Source organism: Horticoccus luteus (genome assembly GCF_019464535.1).
In the GTDB taxonomy this organism is placed as follows: Bacteria; Verrucomicrobiota; Verrucomicrobiia; order Opitutales; family Opitutaceae; genus Horticoccus; species Horticoccus luteus.
Window position 1 is genome coordinate 2227533 of record NZ_CP080507.1, and the last position, 18085, is coordinate 2245617.

Annotated in this window: 15 protein-coding genes; 7 read left to right on the forward strand and 8 right to left on the reverse strand. The window is 63.0% G+C overall.

Annotated features, from left to right (window positions below; translation table 11 throughout):
* Positions 1 to 1353: 1353 nt before the first annotated feature.
* The 7 genes from K0B96_RS09315 to K0B96_RS09345 all read right to left on the reverse strand — a co-directional run bounded on the left by K0B96_RS09315 (position 1354) and on the right by K0B96_RS09345 (position 8334).
* Positions 1354 to 1953: a hypothetical protein gene (locus tag K0B96_RS09315; protein WP_220160634.1), complete on the reverse strand. Its 600-nt coding sequence runs from the start codon at positions 1951 to 1953 to the stop codon at positions 1354 to 1356.
* A 240-nt stretch (positions 1954 to 2193) separates the two neighbouring features.
* A complete protein-coding gene (locus tag K0B96_RS09320) occupies positions 2194 to 2574 on the reverse strand; it encodes a hypothetical protein (protein ID WP_220160635.1) in 381 nt (126 codons plus the stop codon).
* 1284 nt (positions 2575 to 3858) lie between these two features.
* The gene (locus tag K0B96_RS09325) at positions 3859 to 4233 is read right to left on the reverse strand and encodes a PIN domain-containing protein (protein WP_425602944.1); all 375 of its coding nucleotides are present in this window, start codon (positions 4231 to 4233) and stop codon (positions 3859 to 3861) included.
* Positions 4234 to 4236: 3 nt separating this feature from the next.
* Positions 4237 to 4440, reverse strand: a complete 204-nt coding sequence (locus tag K0B96_RS09330) for a type II toxin-antitoxin system VapB family antitoxin (protein WP_255558600.1) — start codon at positions 4438 to 4440, stop codon at positions 4237 to 4239.
* A 713-nt stretch (positions 4441 to 5153) separates the two neighbouring features.
* Positions 5154 to 6404, reverse strand: a complete 1251-nt coding sequence (locus tag K0B96_RS09335) for a glycosyltransferase family 4 protein (protein ID WP_255558601.1) — start codon at positions 6402 to 6404, stop codon at positions 5154 to 5156.
* Positions 6405 to 6552: 148 nt separating this feature from the next.
* Positions 6553 to 7800, reverse strand: a complete 1248-nt coding sequence (locus K0B96_RS09340; protein WP_220160636.1) for a DegT/DnrJ/EryC1/StrS family aminotransferase — start codon at positions 7798 to 7800, stop codon at positions 6553 to 6555.
* A gap of 102 nt (positions 7801 to 7902) precedes the next feature.
* Positions 7903 to 8334: a hypothetical protein gene (locus K0B96_RS09345; RefSeq protein ID WP_220160637.1), complete on the reverse strand. Its 432-nt coding sequence runs from the start codon at positions 8332 to 8334 to the stop codon at positions 7903 to 7905.
* A 312-nt stretch (positions 8335 to 8646) separates the two neighbouring features.
* Here K0B96_RS09345 and K0B96_RS09350 point away from each other — a divergent pair, with 312 nt between their 5' ends.
* The 7 genes from K0B96_RS09350 (at position 8647) to K0B96_RS09380 (ending at position 16271) form a co-directional block, all read left to right on the forward strand.
* Entirely contained in the window at positions 8647 to 9093 is a 447-nt protein-coding gene (locus tag K0B96_RS09350) for a Fur family transcriptional regulator (RefSeq protein WP_220160638.1), read from the forward strand.
* Between the two features lie 33 nt (positions 9094 to 9126).
* The gene (gene sufC, locus K0B96_RS09355; protein ID WP_220160639.1) at positions 9127 to 9882 is read left to right on the forward strand and encodes a Fe-S cluster assembly ATPase SufC; all 756 of its coding nucleotides are present in this window, start codon (positions 9127 to 9129) and stop codon (positions 9880 to 9882) included.
* Positions 9883 to 9985: 103 nt separating this feature from the next.
* Positions 9986 to 11440 (forward strand): Fe-S cluster assembly protein SufB, encoded by a 1455-nt coding sequence (sufB, locus tag K0B96_RS09360; RefSeq protein WP_220160640.1) that lies wholly within the window; start codon positions 9986 to 9988, stop codon positions 11438 to 11440.
* Between the two features lie 85 nt (positions 11441 to 11525).
* Positions 11526 to 12851 carry a Fe-S cluster assembly protein SufD gene (gene sufD, locus K0B96_RS09365; RefSeq protein ID WP_220160641.1) on the forward strand — a complete coding sequence of 442 codons (1326 nt, stop codon included), beginning with the start codon at positions 11526 to 11528 and terminating at the stop codon, positions 12849 to 12851.
* Positions 12852 to 12860: 9 nt separating this feature from the next.
* Positions 12861 to 13403, forward strand: a complete 543-nt coding sequence (gene sufT / locus K0B96_RS09370) for a putative Fe-S cluster assembly protein SufT (protein WP_220160642.1) — start codon at positions 12861 to 12863, stop codon at positions 13401 to 13403.
* Positions 13404 to 13548: 145 nt separating this feature from the next.
* Positions 13549 to 15453 carry a monovalent cation:proton antiporter-2 (CPA2) family protein gene (locus K0B96_RS09375; RefSeq protein ID WP_220160643.1) on the forward strand — a complete coding sequence of 635 codons (1905 nt, stop codon included), beginning with the start codon at positions 13549 to 13551 and terminating at the stop codon, positions 15451 to 15453.
* Positions 15454 to 15608: 155 nt separating this feature from the next.
* Entirely contained in the window at positions 15609 to 16271 is a 663-nt protein-coding gene (locus K0B96_RS09380; protein ID WP_220160644.1) for a ClpP family protease, read from the forward strand.
* A gap of 70 nt (positions 16272 to 16341) precedes the next feature.
* Here K0B96_RS09380 and K0B96_RS09385 read toward each other — a convergent pair whose 3' ends face one another.
* Entirely contained in the window at positions 16342 to 17982 is a 1641-nt protein-coding gene (locus K0B96_RS09385) for a TIGR03790 family protein (protein WP_220160645.1), read from the reverse strand.
* Positions 17983 to 18085: the final 103 nt, after the last annotated feature.

Genomic DNA, 18085 nt, shown 5'->3' on the forward strand with positions numbered 1-18085 from the left:
AAACCTCAAGGCCCCGAAGGGTTGGTGTTGGTCGCCGGAGGCTTCATCGTGGCGACCAGAGGGTTTGCGTTAGTCGCCGGAGGGTTCGTGTTGGTCCCCGGAGGGTTAGTGTTTGTCGCCCGAGGGTTTGTCGTGACGACCGGAGGGTTAGTGTTGGTCGCCACGAGGTTAGTGTTGGTCGCCGGAGGGTTGGTGTTGGTCGCCGGAGGGTTTGTGTTGGTCGTCAGAGGCTTTGTCGTGGCGACCGGAGGGTTAGTGTTTGTCGTCACACGCAACCTCGTAAGGCTCCCGACGCTCATCGCGCCACCCACTTGCAGTTAACCGCCGCTTTTCACCGACTCTCCCGCCCGCGCATGCACATCCATCGCGCGAAATGAGCGGTTTATATTCCGGCCCGTTTACCGCGACGGCCCCAATCTTCGCACCGTTTTTAACAGGAGGTAACGAAGTGAAGGAAGAGCCCAGGCCTTCCGAGCGTCCGAGCCGACGCCAAGAGAAAAGTGCAGATTCTCGATCCCTGCGTTGGGTTAGCGAATAACGATCAACGAGTAACCCTCAGCGGAACACCGCTTCCCCATCTGTGCTCATCTGTGTCCATCTGTGGTTAAAAATGCATTTCGCTCTTCGCCACAAAGGCGCCCCAGCCTATTCGTGTCGATTCGTGTCCATTCGTGGTAAAAAAAGCATTTCACAGAAAGTAACGCAGGTAAGAAAGAAGCACTCGGCTCCATACGTTCAACTAACGAATAGCGATCAACGAACACCGATTCACGCGTCTGCCAATCCGTGTTAATCCGTGTTCATCTGTGGTTAAAAATGGTTTTTGTTCTTCGCCACAGAAGCCCCCCACTCATTCGTGTCGATTCGTGTCCATTCGTGGTTAAAAAAATAAGAGTATTTCAAAGAAAGTAACGCAGGTAAGAAAGAAGCGCTCGGCCACGTGCGTTCGACTCACGAGTAACGAACACCGATTCACGCGTCTGCTAATCTGTGCTCATCTGTGTCCATCTGTGGTTAAAAATGGTTTTTGTTCTTCGCCACAGGAGCCCCCCACTCATTCGTGTCTATACGTGTCCATTCGTGGTTAAAAAAATAAGAGCATTTCACAGAAAGTAACGCAGGTAAGAAAGAAGCAGCGGCCACGTGCGTTCGACTCACAGTAGCGATCAACGAACACCGATTCACCCGTCTGCCAATCCGTGTTCATCTGTGCCCATCTGTGGTTAAAAATGGTTTTTGTTCTTCGCCACAGCCCCCCCCCACCCATTCGTGTCGATTCGTGTCCATTCGTGGTTAAAACAAAAGTATTTCACGTGTTCATCTGTGGTTAACGTCAGTCTCGTTCAGTCGAGTTTAGCGTAAATCAGCGTGATGAGCGGGAGAACTCCTGCCCGCCGCCCCCAAGTCGCTCAACGCAATCGCACCGTGCCAGCCGCGCTGCACATGCACAGCCCCCAGTTGAAAGCCGCTTTGCGGGAAACTCGCCGGCATATCGACCAGCACGATCTCTTTCAGCCCAAAGTCCGCCGCGCGGATGTCGCGCAACCGGGCCTTCGTCCACACGTGATTGATGGTGAGCAAAAACACGACGTTGTCGGCGTGTTGCATCGCGTGTTGGAGGAAACGCCGGATCTCGCTCCAAGGCGGGTTGGTGATGATCCAGTCAAACGTGTCCGTGCACGCGAAAAAGTCGCGCCCCGCCTTGATCTCCGTCCAAGCGACGCTCTCCCCTGCGCGGGCTCGCCGCTGCCCGCCAAGCCGGCCGTTCGCACGGCTGTCCGCCGTGGCGCCCCGCAGATGCGCGCGGAGGGCGCGATAAAAATTCCCTTCGCCGCGGCACGGTTCCAGAATGCGCCCCCGCGGCTGGAAATGCTGCACCAGCCGGCGGGCGAGTGCCGGAGGCGTCTGCACATCGTCGTTGCTGACGTAATCGCGATTGGGCTGGAGATGCATGAGGTCGGGGTGCGCAAATACCGCCCCACCGCGTCGCCTTTGGCAAGGCCGCCCACGTCGCTCTCCGTTCGCTTATAAGAAGCCTCCAGGCTCCTTCGCCTTGGTCTCGGCGCTCGTCGAGCACCGGTGCGCTCGGTGTGAGAGCGCTTAATTACGCCGAGTAAACGGGCCCCGCGCCGCTCCATAAAAAAGCCCGACCGCGCTGGCCGGCGCGATCGGGCTGCCTGTCACTCGCGGAGCTTAAGCCGCCGCGGGCGTCTCGTCAGGAGTGTTCTCCTCCGAGGCTGTATCGGTTTGCGATGGCCGGCGCGCATCCTTGCGTTTGCCGCCTGCCTTCTCATAGGCGTCACTGTTCCGTCCATACACGGCGCCGACGGCGGCGAGCATACGGTCGGACCAATCGGCCAGTTTGCGTTCCGCCACCAGGAAACGCGAGCGCGCTTCATCGGTGCCGGACAGCAACGTATTATACGTTCCGAGTTTCGTGCGCGCATCGCTGATGACGGCACGGTAGGCGGCGAGCGTGAGCTCACCTCCGAGTTCCAGCGGATCGGCGATCGAGGTGATCGCCGCCGCGCGGGCTTCGGCCCGGTCGAGATCGACCGAGCGCATTTTCTTCATTCTAGCCATACTTACCCCAATCCCCGGGGCGGAGGGTCGAGGTTCTGACTCAGAGTGAGCCAGTTATCTCCTCAACGGATTAATGTCGTGAGTCCGAAGTAGCAACACGTCAAACGATTATAACGGAATACTTATCGACGGGTTATTATCCATTTCGGCCGACGCATACCCATGCTTAAAAATGGGTTCACTTTCGAACGCCAGAACGCGTCGGCGGTATGTTTTGAACGACGCCCCCACCTCCGCGGTCTCTACAAGCCCTACCCAAGGGCTTCGAAGGGCTTCAAAGCACGTCGGATCACTCGGGAGCACGTGGGAGCGCGTGAGAGAAATCGGGCAGACCAGGCAAGGGGATAGCTAGGGCTTGGCAAGGGCATGGGTAGGGCTTGGTAAGGGCTCGACAAGTAAACGACCGATGTTAACGGTGCGGCCGCATCTGTCAGATGGCCGTCTGAGGGGTGTCCGGAGCTTTCTTTCTTGAGGAGGTTTCGGTTTGCGATGGTCGCGGCGGGTGCCCTCGGGTGCCCGCCGCGCTTCGTTTCCGCCCCTGGCGTCCGATCTTCGCCACAGAACGCACCGGGATTTCAAGCCGAGTCCCCCGCCGATTCTTCAACCACGAATAAACACGAACGGACACGAATCCGAGCCAGCGTTAGGCTGACCGACTCCACCGGATTTCATTCGTGTCTATTCGTGTCCATTCGTGGTTAAACTAAAACTACTTCCGAGAAGGTAACGGAGGTCACGAAAAAGCAGGCCACATCGGGTATCTGTGAGCATCTGTGGTTAAAAAATGCCTTTCTACCCTCTCCACAGAGTCCACGGAGGCGCGATCCGAGTTCACAGAGCAACTGCCGATTCTTCAACCACGAATAAACACGAAGGGACACGAATCCGAGCCACATTAGGCTGACCGACTCCACCGGATTTCATTCGTGTCTATTCGTGTCCATTCGTGGTTAAACTAAAACCGCTTCACAGAAGGTAACGAAGTCCACGAAGAAGCAGGCCACATCGGGTATCTGTGAGCATCTGTGTCCATCTGTGGTTAAAAAAATGCCTTTCTACCGCCACCACAGAGTCCACGGAGATCCAATCCGAGTTCACGGAGAGTCCGAGTCTGGCTCTCCCCGTTTGGTTACGATCAACGATTAACGCTCATCGAATACCGGCGTCCCGCACTTTCGTGTCTATTCGTGTACATTCGTGGTTAAAACCTTCCGACTATCTGTGGTAAACCCCGTCGCATCACTCGCGCCAAGCACCGTCGCGAAGGACAGTCGCTCAGTTGAAAAGTGCGACGAGCGCTGCGAGGTGCGCATCGTCGTGCTCTATTTCCACGCCATGCTCCCAAGCGCAGGCCGCAATCAATACGTCCGCCCCGGGCACCGTGAGTCCGCTCGCCCGGGCCCGCCGCGCCAGTTCGCGCGAGCGACTCCACACGGCGTCCGTCGTCGCCAAAAGGGTAATATCGGCCTCCAAGGCCTCCATTTGCTTGCGCTCCGCCGCCCCGCGCAGCCCGTTCCATAGCTCCAACCGCACGAAATCGCACCACCCGGCTTCCCCCGTTTGCATGAGGGCCTGTACACGGACCCGCACCGCGACATCTCCATCCCGGCGCAGAGCGTCAATCCAACTGGACGTGTCGATGAGCTTCAAGGCTCAGTCGGTCTCCCGCATCCGGTTCAGGTCGTTGCGTGTCAACATATCCTGGAACGTGCCCATCCGGGCCGCGAGGCGGGTCAAACGTTGCCGCCGGTTGAAATCCGCGACCGCCAGGCTCACTGCCTCCGTCTTGGTTTTCGCGCCAGTGTGACGAATCGCTTCCGCCAGCTCATCCTCGGGAAGGTCAATGGTCGTCTTCATGCTTCTAAAATGACCCCAATTCGGCATCCGAATCAAGGGTCTTTCGCTGCAATCCTCGATCATCCCCCCAGGCGTAGCTGGGCGGTTAAGAGTCCAGTTCATCCACTCTTCGCCCAGAGTCCACGGAGGCAAACTCCGATCTGGTCCTACCGCCAATTCTTCAACCACGAATAAACACGAACGGACACGAATCCGAGCCAGAGAACAAATCACGTTCACGGGATTTCATTCGTGTGTATTCGTGTCCATTCGTGTCCATTCGTGGTTGAACTAAAACCGCTTTACAGAAGGTAAAGAAGCCCGCGCTCACGTGCGTTCGGCTCACGAATAACGAGTAACGAACACCGATACACGCGTCTGCCAATCCGTGTTCATCTGTGGCCATCTGTGGTTAAAAAATGCCTTTTCAACCGTCGCACAGAACCCACGGACGACCAATCCGAGTTCACGGACTGAGTCTCGATTCTCGCTCCGCTCGTTTGGTTACATTCAACGATTAACGCTCATCGAATACCGGCGTCCCGCACATTCGTGTATATTCGTGTCCATTCGCGGTTAAATAGGTATTTTACAGAAGGTAACGGAGGTCACGAAGAAGCGCCGACAGTGGTGCTTGGCTGTTCCCTAGCCGTCTTATCTGTGTAAATCTGTGTCCATCTGTGGTTAAAAAACGCCCTCCCTTCCACCCATGGGCGTCGATTAGCTGCGCGCCTTCAACCCATCGTCCGCGTCGCTTCGACCGGGGCCGCGATCCCGCTGCTCATCGCGCGCTCCTGTTCCACGCGCAGCCGCGCGGCGTTGCGATGTGCGTCAAAGTTTTCCTCCACCCATTTTCTGCCCCCCGCGCGCAGGCGCTCGCACAACACATCATCCGTGGCGATCCGCCGTAGCGCGGCCACCCATGCCGACGGCTGCTCCACGTCGGCGATCAACCCCGTCACTTCATCCGTGACCGCCTCACGGGTCCCCGCGACCGGCGAACTCACCACCACCACGCCGATCGACATCGCCTCCGGAATCACGTTGGGCAACCCGTCGCGGTCGCCACTCGGGGCGATCACGCCCGTGTGCAACAACGCATCGGCCCACGAGAGCTGATCCCACACCTCGTGGTGCGGCAAATGGCCGGTGAACGTCACCTGCGCGCCGATGCCGAGTTCACCCGCCGCCCGGTCGAGGGACGCCCGCAACGGCCCTTCTCCCACGATGCGCGCCTCAAATTCAATCCCCGCAGCGCGCAAGGCCGCGTAAACCCGCAACTGGTGTTCCAAGCCCTTTTTCTCCACCAGCCGCGCGACGCATACCAAGTGCAGACGCCGCCGCGTGGCCCGCAAACGTTTGAATTTCGGCAACACGTCGAGTCCGCGCCGGATGCACACGATGCGCTCCGCCGGCCCGCCGCGCGCCACGAGCGCCGCCCGCGCCATCTCCGTCGAGGTATGCACAAACGCCGCGCCCTGCAGCTTCTCCCGCAGCCACCAGTCGCCGCCATGCTCAAACAAATCGTAGGCATGCGCCGCGGCGCTGTAGCGATGCCCATCGATGCGCCACAAAATCCACGCCGCCGTCGCGGGCGCGCCGCCCCACGCCGCATGCACGAGGGCCGGCTGCAAGCGGCGAAAATGCCGCGCAAACACACACGCGAAACCGGCACCCAGCATGTTCTCCCAGAAATTCAGCCACGACGGCGCCCGCCGCGTGCACAACCCCCGCAGCAATTCGCGCAACACCTCCGGCCGCCGCCACGATTCATACGGGATCAGCCAGACCAACGTGCACAGCCGCCACTTGTTGAACCGCGTGACCGGCAGGCCCCGAAATGAGGTTTGCCCGCCCCACATCGAATAGAGGCGGAGATCCGCGCCCTGCGCGCGCATGGCGACGATCTCGCGCTGGAGAAACGTCTCCGTGGACTTCGGAAACGTAGTGAACAGGTAGGCGACGGTGCGGTTGCGCGAGGACAAGCCGCCACGTTCTAGCCGCCGCCGCCCAAGCGCCAAGCGCGAAGCGCGCGCGTTCACGGTTCTCGCGCCCTCCAAGCTCCGCGTAACGCGCGCGCGAAACCGCTCTCCCCTGTGGGCGGGGTGCCCTCACCCCGCAACCCCGCAACGCCTACGCTCCCCCGCACACGCGCGCGTGCACGTCGACGATGGCGTCTCCGATGTAATCCGCATCCTCGTCGGTGTAGAGCCAGCCGATGCCGATCGCCACAAAACGCTGGGTCAGCTCTTCCGTGCGCGGAAAATCCTCCGCGCGGTAGCCCGGCGCCGGCCAGGGTTTGAACTCCCGAAAAGGCGACAACGCCGGCACCTGCGCCCGCCCCGTTTTCACGTAGTCGCGCCCGTAGTGCGGATACGTCCCCGTGCGCTGCCCGCAGTTCACGTTGCGCGCATCCAAGTCCGCGCGAAACGCCGCCACTTGCTCCGCATCCCGCAGGAAAAAGTATAACTCGAAACCAAAATCTCCGTCCGGATCGGGCACGCGGCGGAGCGTGAGGCCCGGCAGCGCGGCGATTTTGGCGAGCACGCGGCGGCTCAGCCGGCGACAATGCGCCTTCATCGCGTCGCACTTGCGCAACTGCGCCAGCGCCACCGCCGCGGTGAGTTCCGACATGCGATACTGCCCGCCCGCAAACGCCGGCTCCTGCGCCGGCGCGATGGCCGCATGATACGGCCGGTAACTGCCCAAATCGTGCTGCCGCACCGCGCGTTCATAGAGGCGGTGATCGCGCATGACGAGCAAGCCGCCCTCGCCGGCCGTCATCACTTTGTTGTTTTGAAAACTAAACGTCCCGATATCGCCCCAGCTCCCCACGCGCCGCCCGCGATACGTCACGCCGGCCGACTGCGCGCAGTCTTCGATCACGTAGATGCCGCGCCGATGGGCCTCCTGCATGATCGGCTCCATCGCCGCGGCCACGCCTTGATAGTGCACCACGATCACGGCCCGCGTGCGGGGTGTGGCCAGACGCACAATCTCCTGCGGGGCCAGGTTCAACGTCTCGTCGATCTCGGCGAGCACCGGTCGCGCACCCACGCGCACGATGGCGGTGAAACACGAAATCCAGCTCCACGCCGTCACGATCACTTCATCGCCCGGGCCGATGCCGGCGGCCGCAAGGGCCACTTCCAGCGCCGCGGTGCCGCTGCTCACCGCGAGCGCGTAATCCACCTCCACCCAGGCGCGAAATTCCTTTTCCAGCTCCGCGGCCATCGGCGGCGGTTGCGCGGGATTCATCCCGTAATAACGGAACAGCTCCTTGCGCCGCAGCACGTCGAGCACCAGTCGCTCTTCCTCGGCGCCGATCGCGACGGCACCGAGCCCTTGCACCGGACGCGGACGAAGTGGATTCACACTCATGGCGTTCTGTTTTGCGCGCCGCTCACGAAGCGCAAACTCATTCGCCCGACGCCGTCCAAGTCACGGCTCTTTCAATCCGTGCGGCGCCCGACCCGACCACTTCTAGGCGTGCATGCCTTCGCCGGAAGACTCGCGGGGGAAGCGCGAGGAAGCTCCGTCCGCGTCCCGCAAAAACGGCAACGCCTCGCCCTCGCCGCTGAAATCGCCATCCGTCCGCCAACCCAAGCGCCGCAACATCCCCATCCCTCGCGCGCCCGCGGCGGCGCCGCCGCAAAAGACGAACGCGAGCAACGCCCCCGCGCACCAAAGCCAATGACGGTCCGAGACCACGGCGAGCACGATGGCGCCCAACGCCAGGCCGGAGACAACCCACTCGATCAACCGCTCGCCCGTCCAGCTGTGATCCAGCGCGCCTCGCTGCATGTCGTGCTCGGCGGCGTGTCGGCTCGAATGCGCCGCGTCGTCCAAGGCCCTCGCACGTCCACTTCCCCCGCACCCGGCCCCGAGCGCCGCCGTCGGGCCTTCGTTCGTCATTTTTCCGCCTTGAACTGCTTCCGCTGCCGCATTCTCCATGACGTTAGTTTAGCGATCGCGGAGCGCCGAGCCATCCGTGTTTCGCCCCTGAAATCCTTGGGGCATTCGCCCGAGGATACGGCCGTTTCGCAGCACTCGACCCTGCGCTCTCATGCGGGATGGATGGGCCGCGAAGACCGCTGTTTAATCTTTTGGCCCCGCTAACCGGTTGAATGTCAGTTCCTCGCGGTAAAATTCGCTATTGCGACTTGGAATTGTTCCAAACGCAGTTGAAACTTAGAACCATTCCAATTAGCTACCTCCGATCCCTTCATGTCCACCACCACGCACACGTTCAACCCCGACGATCTGGCTCAACGTTTGGCCGATAGCGGCCTTCGCGCCACCCCCCAGCGGGAAGTGGTGTTCGACGTGCTCCTCAACAAGCGGGATCACCCCACCGCGGACGAAGTTTTCGCCCGCGTCAAAGCCGCCAAACCCGGCATCTCCCTCGCCACCGTTTACAACTGCCTCGAAACGCTCGTGCAGTGCCGCCTCGTGCGCGCCGTCAATTTCGAACGCGGCCCCACCCGCTACTGCCCCAATCTTCATCCGCACGCCCATTTCCACGACGAAGGCACCGGCCAGACGCACGACGTCGATCTCCCTCCCGGCCTGCTCGATGAGGTGAAACGCATCCTCCCCGCGGGCTATGATGCCTCCTCGGTCGAGATTATTTTTCGCGGCTCCGCGCATACGCCCGGCGCGGCGACCGCCTGACCCGTTTCCACCGCTCAACCCATTTTTCCGCACATGTCCTCGCTCGAAATCAAGCACCTGCACGTCGCCATCGGTGAAAAGGAAATCGTCAAAGATTTCTCGCTCACGCTCCAAAGCGGCGAAGTCCACGCCATCATGGGGCCCAACGGCACCGGCAAATCCACGCTCTCCAAAGCGATCGCCGGCCATCCCAGTTATCGCATCACGCAAGGCGATGTCCTCCTCGACGGTCACTCGATCCTCGCCATGGAGCCCGACGAACGCGCCCGCGCGGGGATCTTCCTGGCGTTTCAATATCCCAGCGAAATCCCCGGCGTCTCCATCGCCAACTTCCTCCGCGCCGCCCAGCAGGCGCGCCTCGGCGAAGGGGAAGAGCTCGACGCCACCGCTTACTACAAGCGCCTCTATTCCAAGATGGATCTTTTGAAGATCGACCGGAAGTTCACCTCGCGCTCCGTCAACGAGGGCTTCTCCGGCGGCGAGAAAAAGCGGTGCGAAATCCTGCAGATGGCGATGCTCGAACCCAAATTCGCGCTCATGGATGAAACCGACTCCGGCCTCGATATCGATGCGCTGCGCATCGTCGCCGAGGGCGTCAACCACATGCGCGGCCCCAACCTCGGCGTGCTGCTCATCACCCATTATCAACGCCTCCTTGATTACATCGTACCCGACTACGTCCATGTCATGTGGGATGGCCGCATCGTGAAGAGCGGCGACAAATCCCTCGCCCTCGAACTCGAGGCCAAGGGCTACGACTGGGTCAAAAAAGAACTCGCCACCGCCTGATGTCTCCCGCGCGCAACGGCACCGGGCCCCGCCCCAACGTGCCCGCTTCGCGCCCCTTCGCCCTCCTTTGCGTCTCCGCGCCTAACTCAACGCTCCTCTCGCCATGAAACCGCCGACCGAAACCGATCTCGCGCCCGTCGCTCCCGACGAAACCTTCGCCAATCCCGTCGCCGGCATTGACCAGTCCGCCGGTAATTTTTCCTACAAGGTCGACTACGAATTCGATGCCGGTTCCGGCCTCACGGAGAACACCGTGCGCTACATCAGCGCCGTCAAAAAGGAGGCGCCGTGGATTCTTGAATTCCGCCTCAATGCGCTGAAAACATTTTTCGCGAAGCCCATGCCCACGCACTGGGCCACGCGCGATCTCGACAACGTCAACTTCGACAAAATCCGCTACTACCTCTCGCAGGGCCAGAAACCCAAGCGCACGTGGGACGAGGTGCCGGACGATATCAAGAAGACCTTCGAACGACTCGGCGTGCCCGAGCAGGAGCGCAAATTCCTCGCCGGCGTCGAGGCGCAGTTCGATTCCGAAGCCGCCTACTCCAACATCAAGGACACCGTCGCCAAACAGGGCGTCATCTTCCTCAACTCCACCGCCGCGCTCCGCGAGCACCCGGAGATTTTCCGCAAGTTTTTCGGCAAGGTCATCCCGACCGGCGACAACAAGTTCTCCGCGCTCAACAGCGCCGTGTTCTCCGGCGGCTCGTTCATCTACGTGCCGCCCGGCGTGAAAGTCTCCCATCCGCTCCAGGCCTACTTCCGCATCAACGCGGAGAATTTCGGCCAGTTCGAGCGCACGCTCATCATCGCCGACGAAGGCTCCGAGCTGACCTACATGGAAGGCTGCACCGCGCCGAAATTCTCCACCTCCACGCTCCACAGCGCGGTCGTCGAACTCGTCGCGCTCAAAGGCGCCAAAATCCAATACATCACCGTCCAGAACTGGGCGCCCAACGTCTTCAACCTCGTCACCAAGCGCGGCGTCGCGCACGAGGAAGCCGAGATCAAGTGGATCGACTGCAACATCGGCAGCCGCCTCACGATGAAATACCCCGGCGTCGTCCTCAAGGGCCGCAAAGCCCGCGGCGAGGTCATCTCTATCGCGCTCGCCAACGACGGCCAGCACCAGGACACCGGCGCGAAGATGATTCACGCCGCCGACGAAACCACGTCCACCATCGTCTCGAAATCCATTTCCGTCGGCCAAGGTCGTTCCACCTACCGCGGTCAGGTGCACATCCCGAAGCATCTCAAGGGTTGCAAAAACAACACCGAGTGCGACGCGCTGCTCATCAACACCAACAGCCGCACCGACACCTATCCGGCCATCACCGTCCGCGGCGACCGCCACGCCGTGCAACACGAAGCGAGCGTGTCGAAAGTCAGCGAAGAAATGATCTTCTACATGCAGCAGCGCGGTCTCACCGAAGCGCAGGCCATGAGCCTCGCCGTCAACGGCTTTATCAACGACCTCGCCCGCCAGTTTCCGATGGAATATTCCGTCGAATTGAAACGCCTCATCGACCTCGAAATGGAAGGCTCCGTCGGCTGATTCCCGCCCGCGGTGAGTCAACGGACGAGCGCTCCGCCTCGGCCCGCATTCCGCCCGCGCCACCTAGCATTTGTCACTCTTTCGCATGCCTGCATCGACTCTTCCTCTTACAGCCGCCACCGGCGCTTTCACCGCCGAAGCGTTTGCCGCCCACCTCGCGTCCCAAACCACCGCGCCCGCGTGGTGGCTCGAGCGCAAACGCGCCGCGTTCGCCCGCTTCGCCGAACTGCCCATGCCCGCGCGCGGCGACGAATCGTGGCGCTTCAGCAGCGTCGGCCAGCTTTCCCTCGAAGGCGCCGCCGTCGTTCCCCCCGCCGCGCCGGGTTGCGATGTCCCGCTCGATTTCGGCCCCAGCGCCGCGCACCTCTGCTTCTCCAACAATCAACTCGCCCACCGCCGCCATCCGGCCGACGCGCTCGCCGCGCAGGGCGTGATCGTCACCACGATCGCCGACGCGCTCGTCACGCACCCCGAGCTCTTGCGCCGCCACTTCATGGCGCAGCCGCAAAAACTCGGCTCGGAAAAATTCACCGCCCTGCATGTCGCGTTCCTGCGCGACGGCGCGTTCGTTTACGTGCCGCGCGGCGTCGAAATCGCCGACCCGATTCTCATCACCCACGTGATGGCCGGCTCCGGCACCGCTGTGTTTCCGCACACCCTGGTCGTCGCGGAAGAAAACGCCAAAGTCACCGTCGTCGATTACTTCGTTTCCACCGATCGCGACTCCGGCGCCCACCAGCTCGCCGTCGGCGCCAACGACCTCTACGCCGCCCACGGCGCCCAGCTCAATTACGTCGCCGTGCAGGACTGGTCGCGCGACACGCTCTCGTTTCAGTTCAACTCCACCGTCACGCGCCGCGACGCACGCAACCTCTCGCTCAACGTCCACCTCGGCGGCCGGCAGGCGCGGCATGAGAGCCACAGCCAGTTGCAGGCTCCCGGTGCCCACAGCGAAATGCTCGCCCTCACGGTCGCGCGCGGCTCCCAGGAGTTCGACCAGCGCACGCTCCAGATGCACCAGGCGCCCAACACCTCGTCCAATCTCCTCTATAAAAACGCGCTCCTCGACAGCTCGCGCACCATCTTCTCCGGCCTGATCGTCGTCGATCCCGACGCGCAGAAGACGGACGCCTATCAGAGCAATCGCAACTTGATGCTGAGCGACGACGCCGAGGCCAACTCCCTGCCCGGCCTCGAAATTCAAGCCAACGATGTCCGCTGCACCCACGGCGCCACCACCGCGCGCATCGATCCGGAGCAGGGCTTTTACCTGCAAGCCCGCGGCATCGATCCCCGCCAGGCCCACGAACTCCTCGTCTTCGGCTTCTTCGAAGAGGTGTTGAACAAGCTCGATAACGACGCGCTTCACGCCGCCCTCTCGGCCCTCATCCAAAAACGCTTCCACGAGTAATTCCGCGCGATGAACAAAGAACGCACGCTCTCCCGCGACGTCACCGGCACCCAGATCCCTTCGGGCGAAAAGCAATCGCTGCCCGCCGGCACGCGCATCTTCATCCATCAGACCCTCGGCGGCAGCTACACCGTCCAGACCGACTTCGGCCTCTTCCGCATCGACGGCAAGGACGGCGATGCGCTCGGCGAACAGGTGATCGATAACACCGTCAAAGCCGCCACCCTCTCCGATGGTGCGCCCGACCCCGAAGCCATCTGGGGGCAGTTGCGCCAGGTCTTCGATCCCGAGATTCCCGTTAACATCGTCGACCTCGGACTCATTTACTCAATGGACGTCGAGAAGACGTCCGACACCGGCTACAAAGTCAGCGTCGCCATGACGCTCACCGCGCCCGGCTGCGGCATGGGTCCGGCGATCGCCGAGGATGCCAAATCGAAAATCCTCCTCGTGCCCGGCGTCGGCGATGCCGAAGTGCGCATCACCTGGGATCCCGCGTGGAACCAGTCGATGATTTCCGAAGAAGGTAAAATGAAGCTCGGCCTGATCTAAGCCTGCCGGCACGGGGCGTCGCACCCGTGTCCACCCGCGGGCGCGCACGTCGCCGCGAACGAACTTTTTGTGGCGCGGGTCGCGCCAACCGTGTTGTCATCTTCCCCGGCCCCGGCCTCGGGACCGACGCCACTCTCGCCCGCCCGTGAATTCGTTTCTTCTCCACGCGCTCATCTACCTGCTCGCCGCGGTCATCGCCGTGCCGATCGCCAAACGTTTCGGCTTCGGCTCGGTTCTCGGCTACCTCCTCGCCGGCGTGCTCATCGGCCCGCACGCGCTGAATCTCGTCGGTGAACAAACGGGCGATGTCATGCACTTCGCCGAATTCGGCGTCGTGATGATGTTGTTTCTCGTCGGCTTGGAACTGCAGCCCAGCCGCCTCTGGGGCATGCGCCTCCAACTGCTCGGACTCGGCGGCCTGCAGGTCCTGCTGACCGCTGCGGCCCTCGCCGCCGCCGGTCTCGCGTTTGGTGTGGACGCGCGCGTGGCGCTCGCCGGCGGTTTCATCCTCGCGATGTCCTCCACGGCGATCGTGCTGCAATCGCTGCAGGAGCGCGGCCAGTTGGCGACGCCGCCCGGCCAGGCCGCCTTCGCCGTCCTCCTGTTTCAAGATCTCGCCGTCCTCCCCATTCTCGCGTTTCTGCCGCTGCTTGCGCCGCGCGCCGAACAGGTGGCCGCCGTCCCCGGCGCGCAGCCCGCCTGGCAGCAAACCTGCCTCGTCCTCCTCGCCGTGGCCGCCGTGATTCTCGGCGGCCGTTATATCGTCAACCCGTTGTTTCGCGCCATCGCCCGCACCGGCTTGCGCGAACTCTTCACCGCCGCCGCCCTGCTCCTCGTCGTCGCGACGTCTCTGCTCATGCAAAGCGTGGGGCTCTCCGCCGCGCTGGGCACGTTTCTCGCCGGCGTCGTGCTCGCCAACAGCGAATACCGCCACGAACTCGAAGCTGACATCGAACCGTTCAAGGGCCTCCTGCTCGGCCTCTTTTTCATCACCGTCGGCGCCAACATCGATCTCGGCCTGCTCCGCGTGCAGCCGCTCACGATCGCCGGTCTCGTCGCCGCGTTGCTCCTCGTAAAATTCGTGGTGCTCTTCGCCCTCGCGCGCGCGTTCCGCCTCAGCACCCCTGCCGCGTTCACGTTCGGCTTTGCCCTCGCGCAAGGCGGCGAGTTCGCCTTCGTGCTGCTCGCGTTTGCCGTCGACCATCACGCCCTCGCCTTCGCCACCGCCTCGCCGCTCGTCGCCGCCGTCGCCCTTTCCATGGCCGTCTCGCCGCTGCTGTTTTTGCTCAACGAGAAATTCGTCCAACCCCGCTTCGCCGTGGTTTCCCCGCGTCGCGCGGACGACACCATCGATGCCTCCGCCCAGGAAAACCCCGTCATCATCGCGGGCTTCGGCCGCTTCGGCCACGTCATCGGCCGCCTCCTCCGCGCGAACAACATCGGCGCCACCGTGCTCGACCTCGACGCCGGCCAGGTCGAGATCGTCCGCCGCCTCGGCATCAAAGTTTTCTATGGCGATGCGACCCGCCTCGATCTCCTGCACGCCGCCGGTGCCGCCCGCGCGCGCGCCATCGTCATCGCCATCGACGACGAGCGCAAAGCCGTGCAACTCGCCGAAACCGTCCAACACCATTTTCCCCGCCTGAAGATTTTCGCCCGCGCCGTCGGCCGCGTGCACGCCTTCGAATACCAAAAACGAGGCATCATGGGCTTCTATCGCGAGACGCTCGGCACGTCCCTCGACCTCGGCGTCGATCTCATGCAGGAACTCGGCCTCGCCCCCGCCCACGCCCGCCGCGCGGCCGCCTTGTTCAAGGAACACGACGAACGCTCCGTGCGGGAACTCGCGCGCTACTGGGACGACGCCGAAGCCTACTTCAGCCACGCCCGCGCGCACATCGCGGCCTTCGAACGCATGTTCGCGAGCGATACGCCCAGCGCGCTGGCCGTCGCCTCCGCCGAGCGGCCGCCACCGGCGCCCGGTGAACCTTCGCCCGCTCCCGGCGAACCCTCGCGCGATCCCGGCGTCGCACCCGACGTGGCGACATGAACGCGCGCTCCGCCCGCCCTCGCGCCGCGCTCATCGCGTGAACGCACGCGCCCGCCGCAGCGTCGCGCACACCGTTTCTCTCCCCCCGCACGGCCGGCCCAAAATCAACAATCGACTCGCAAAACCGCCGCACCGTCGCACGGTTTGGGCCATCCATGCATTACGACAACTTCACGCCCGTGTTCACCAACCCGCTCCACGTTCGCGCGGATGACGACGACGATGATGATGACGACGAGTCGGAGTCCAAATCCTCCCGCAAAGGAGGCGCGCCGGTCGCGATGCTCATCCAGAAAAAGTTTCTCCAGCAGCGCAAAATCTTCCTCTGGGGCGCCGTCACCGACGAGACCGCCAAGGATCTCACCGAGAAACTTCTCTATCTCGAAGGCACCGCGCCCGGCAAAGACATCACGTTTTATATCAACAGCCCCGGCGGCTCCATCACGGCCGGCATGGCCGTTTACGACACGATGAAACTCATCACGTCGCCCATCACCGTGGTCGTCACGGGCATGGCCGCGTCGATGGGCTCCATCCTCCTCTCAGGTGCCGCCAAGGGCCGCCGCTTGATTTATCCGCACGCCCGCGTGCTCATCCACCAACCGCTCATCTCCGGCCGCATGGTGGGTCCCGCGAGCGATATCAACATTCAGGCCGCGGAAATGGAAAAGCTCCGCCAAGAGCTCAATCTCATCCTCGCCGAAGCGTCCGGCCAGCCGATCGAGCGCATCAACCGCGACACCGACCGCGATTTCTATCTCAACGCCAAGGAGTCGATCGAATACGGTCTGACCGACAAGATCGTCACGAAGATCTGACGCCCCGCGCGGCACCCCGCCGCTGCGCCGGTCTCCTTCAGCCCGCCTTCACCGGCGGGCTTTTTTGCGCCTATTTCGCGTCGGCCGCCGCCGGTTCCGCGCCCGCGTCCTGCCATTTCTGCGCCAGCCTCATCTCTCCGGCGGCAGTCGCGATCGCCGCCGCCTCCCGCGCCCACACCCGTTGCGCCGCGGCTGGTCCGGCCCCCGCATCCGCGATCAGATTCCGGCAAACCTGCACCGCATCCGCTCCCGCGCCCCACGCGCTCAATTGTTTCGCCGCCTCGGCCGCCAGAGCGAGATCCTGCGTTCGCAGACGCTTGATCGCCTTGAACACCCCCAGCATCCGCACCGCCGCCGCCCGGTCATGTTTTTGGTCGAGCCGTTCCGCCAACGACAAGGCGAGCGCCAGTCCCGGATTTTTCCGCTCCGCACGCAGCCCTAATTCCAGCGCCTCGGCCTGCCGCCCCTGACGGTCCAGCGCCGCCATCTCGCGCAACGCCGCATACGGCACCAACGACGCCGGCAGATTCGCGCGGCCCTTCCAAATCTCGTCGGGCGTCCGCGCAAACGGCCGGTAAAGCGGATCGCCGATCGCCACCGCCTGCCAGCTCAACGCCGGCAACGCGTAAAACACCGCGTCGCCCCACCGCTCCCCGCGCGCCAGCGCCAGCATCAAAATGTCCGGCCGGTGCGTCCAATCCAGATACGGCTCAAACACGTTGCCCACCGTCGCCGTCACGCCGCGCGCGACGAGGGGCCCCGTCCACCCGCTGCTCGCCGACCGCAACGTCAGCGCCGAGTAACTATGGATGTGCAACGCGATCGCTCCGGGCGCGAACCGGAAGTCCGGCAGCGCAAACGGCCCGTTCAGATTCCCCGCATACCATCCGAAATAGATCGCCGGCGCATCGCAGCGCGCTGTCACCGGCATGGTCCCTCGCGCGCGGTCCACATCGGTTTCGAAACCCAATTCCGCGATCGGTGCGATCGTCGCCTCGATCCACGTGTCGCCCTCCTTGTGCGGCCCGCCGAGGTCCACGTATGCGCGGCCCACCACGCCGTGTTTCTCCGCCTCGATCGCGTGGTCCACCAGCGCCAGCGTATCGCGCAACGTCGGCCCTTCGAGTCGGGACACTTTCACCACCTGGCCCTCGACAAAATCCGACGGACGCGTGCGGTTGAAAAGCGGGTTCGGCACCAGCGCCACCGCCGGTGGATCCACGCGCGCCAGCAACGCCAGCTCCGAATCCACGGCCGCGCGCATCGTCTGCACCTGCCCCGGCAGCTTGCCCACGTCCAGCGTCGCCCGCAGCGCCGGATCGTCATCGACCCGCAACGGCACGCCGCGGCACACGACGAGATACGAAATCCGATGGCCCGACACCGCGTTCTTCTTCCGGCCCACGCTGTCCAGCAGGTCCATCGTCACGCCGCTGATCCAGCCCTTTTCGACCAACGCGTCCTGCAACGGCTGCCAGATCGTCCGCACAAACTCCGGCCACGAAATCGTCTCCGCCGCCGACATCGGCAGCGCGAAAATATTCGCTTTCGGCACCCCGCGCGCCGCCGCGTAATAGTCCGCCACGCGCGTCGAATCGGCATCATTGGCATTGGCCAGAATCACCACGCGCGCCGCCGCGTCGTCCGTCGATTCCGCCACCCCGCGCTGGGTCCAGCCTAACAGAAAAATCGCGGCAAAAATCCAACGCATGCCGCTGACTGTGCGTAAACCCTGATGATTTTCGAGGCTCGTTTGTGTTCGCCGGCGAGGCATCCGTCGCCCGACACCGCGTTTTTTGGTGCGTTCATCCGAC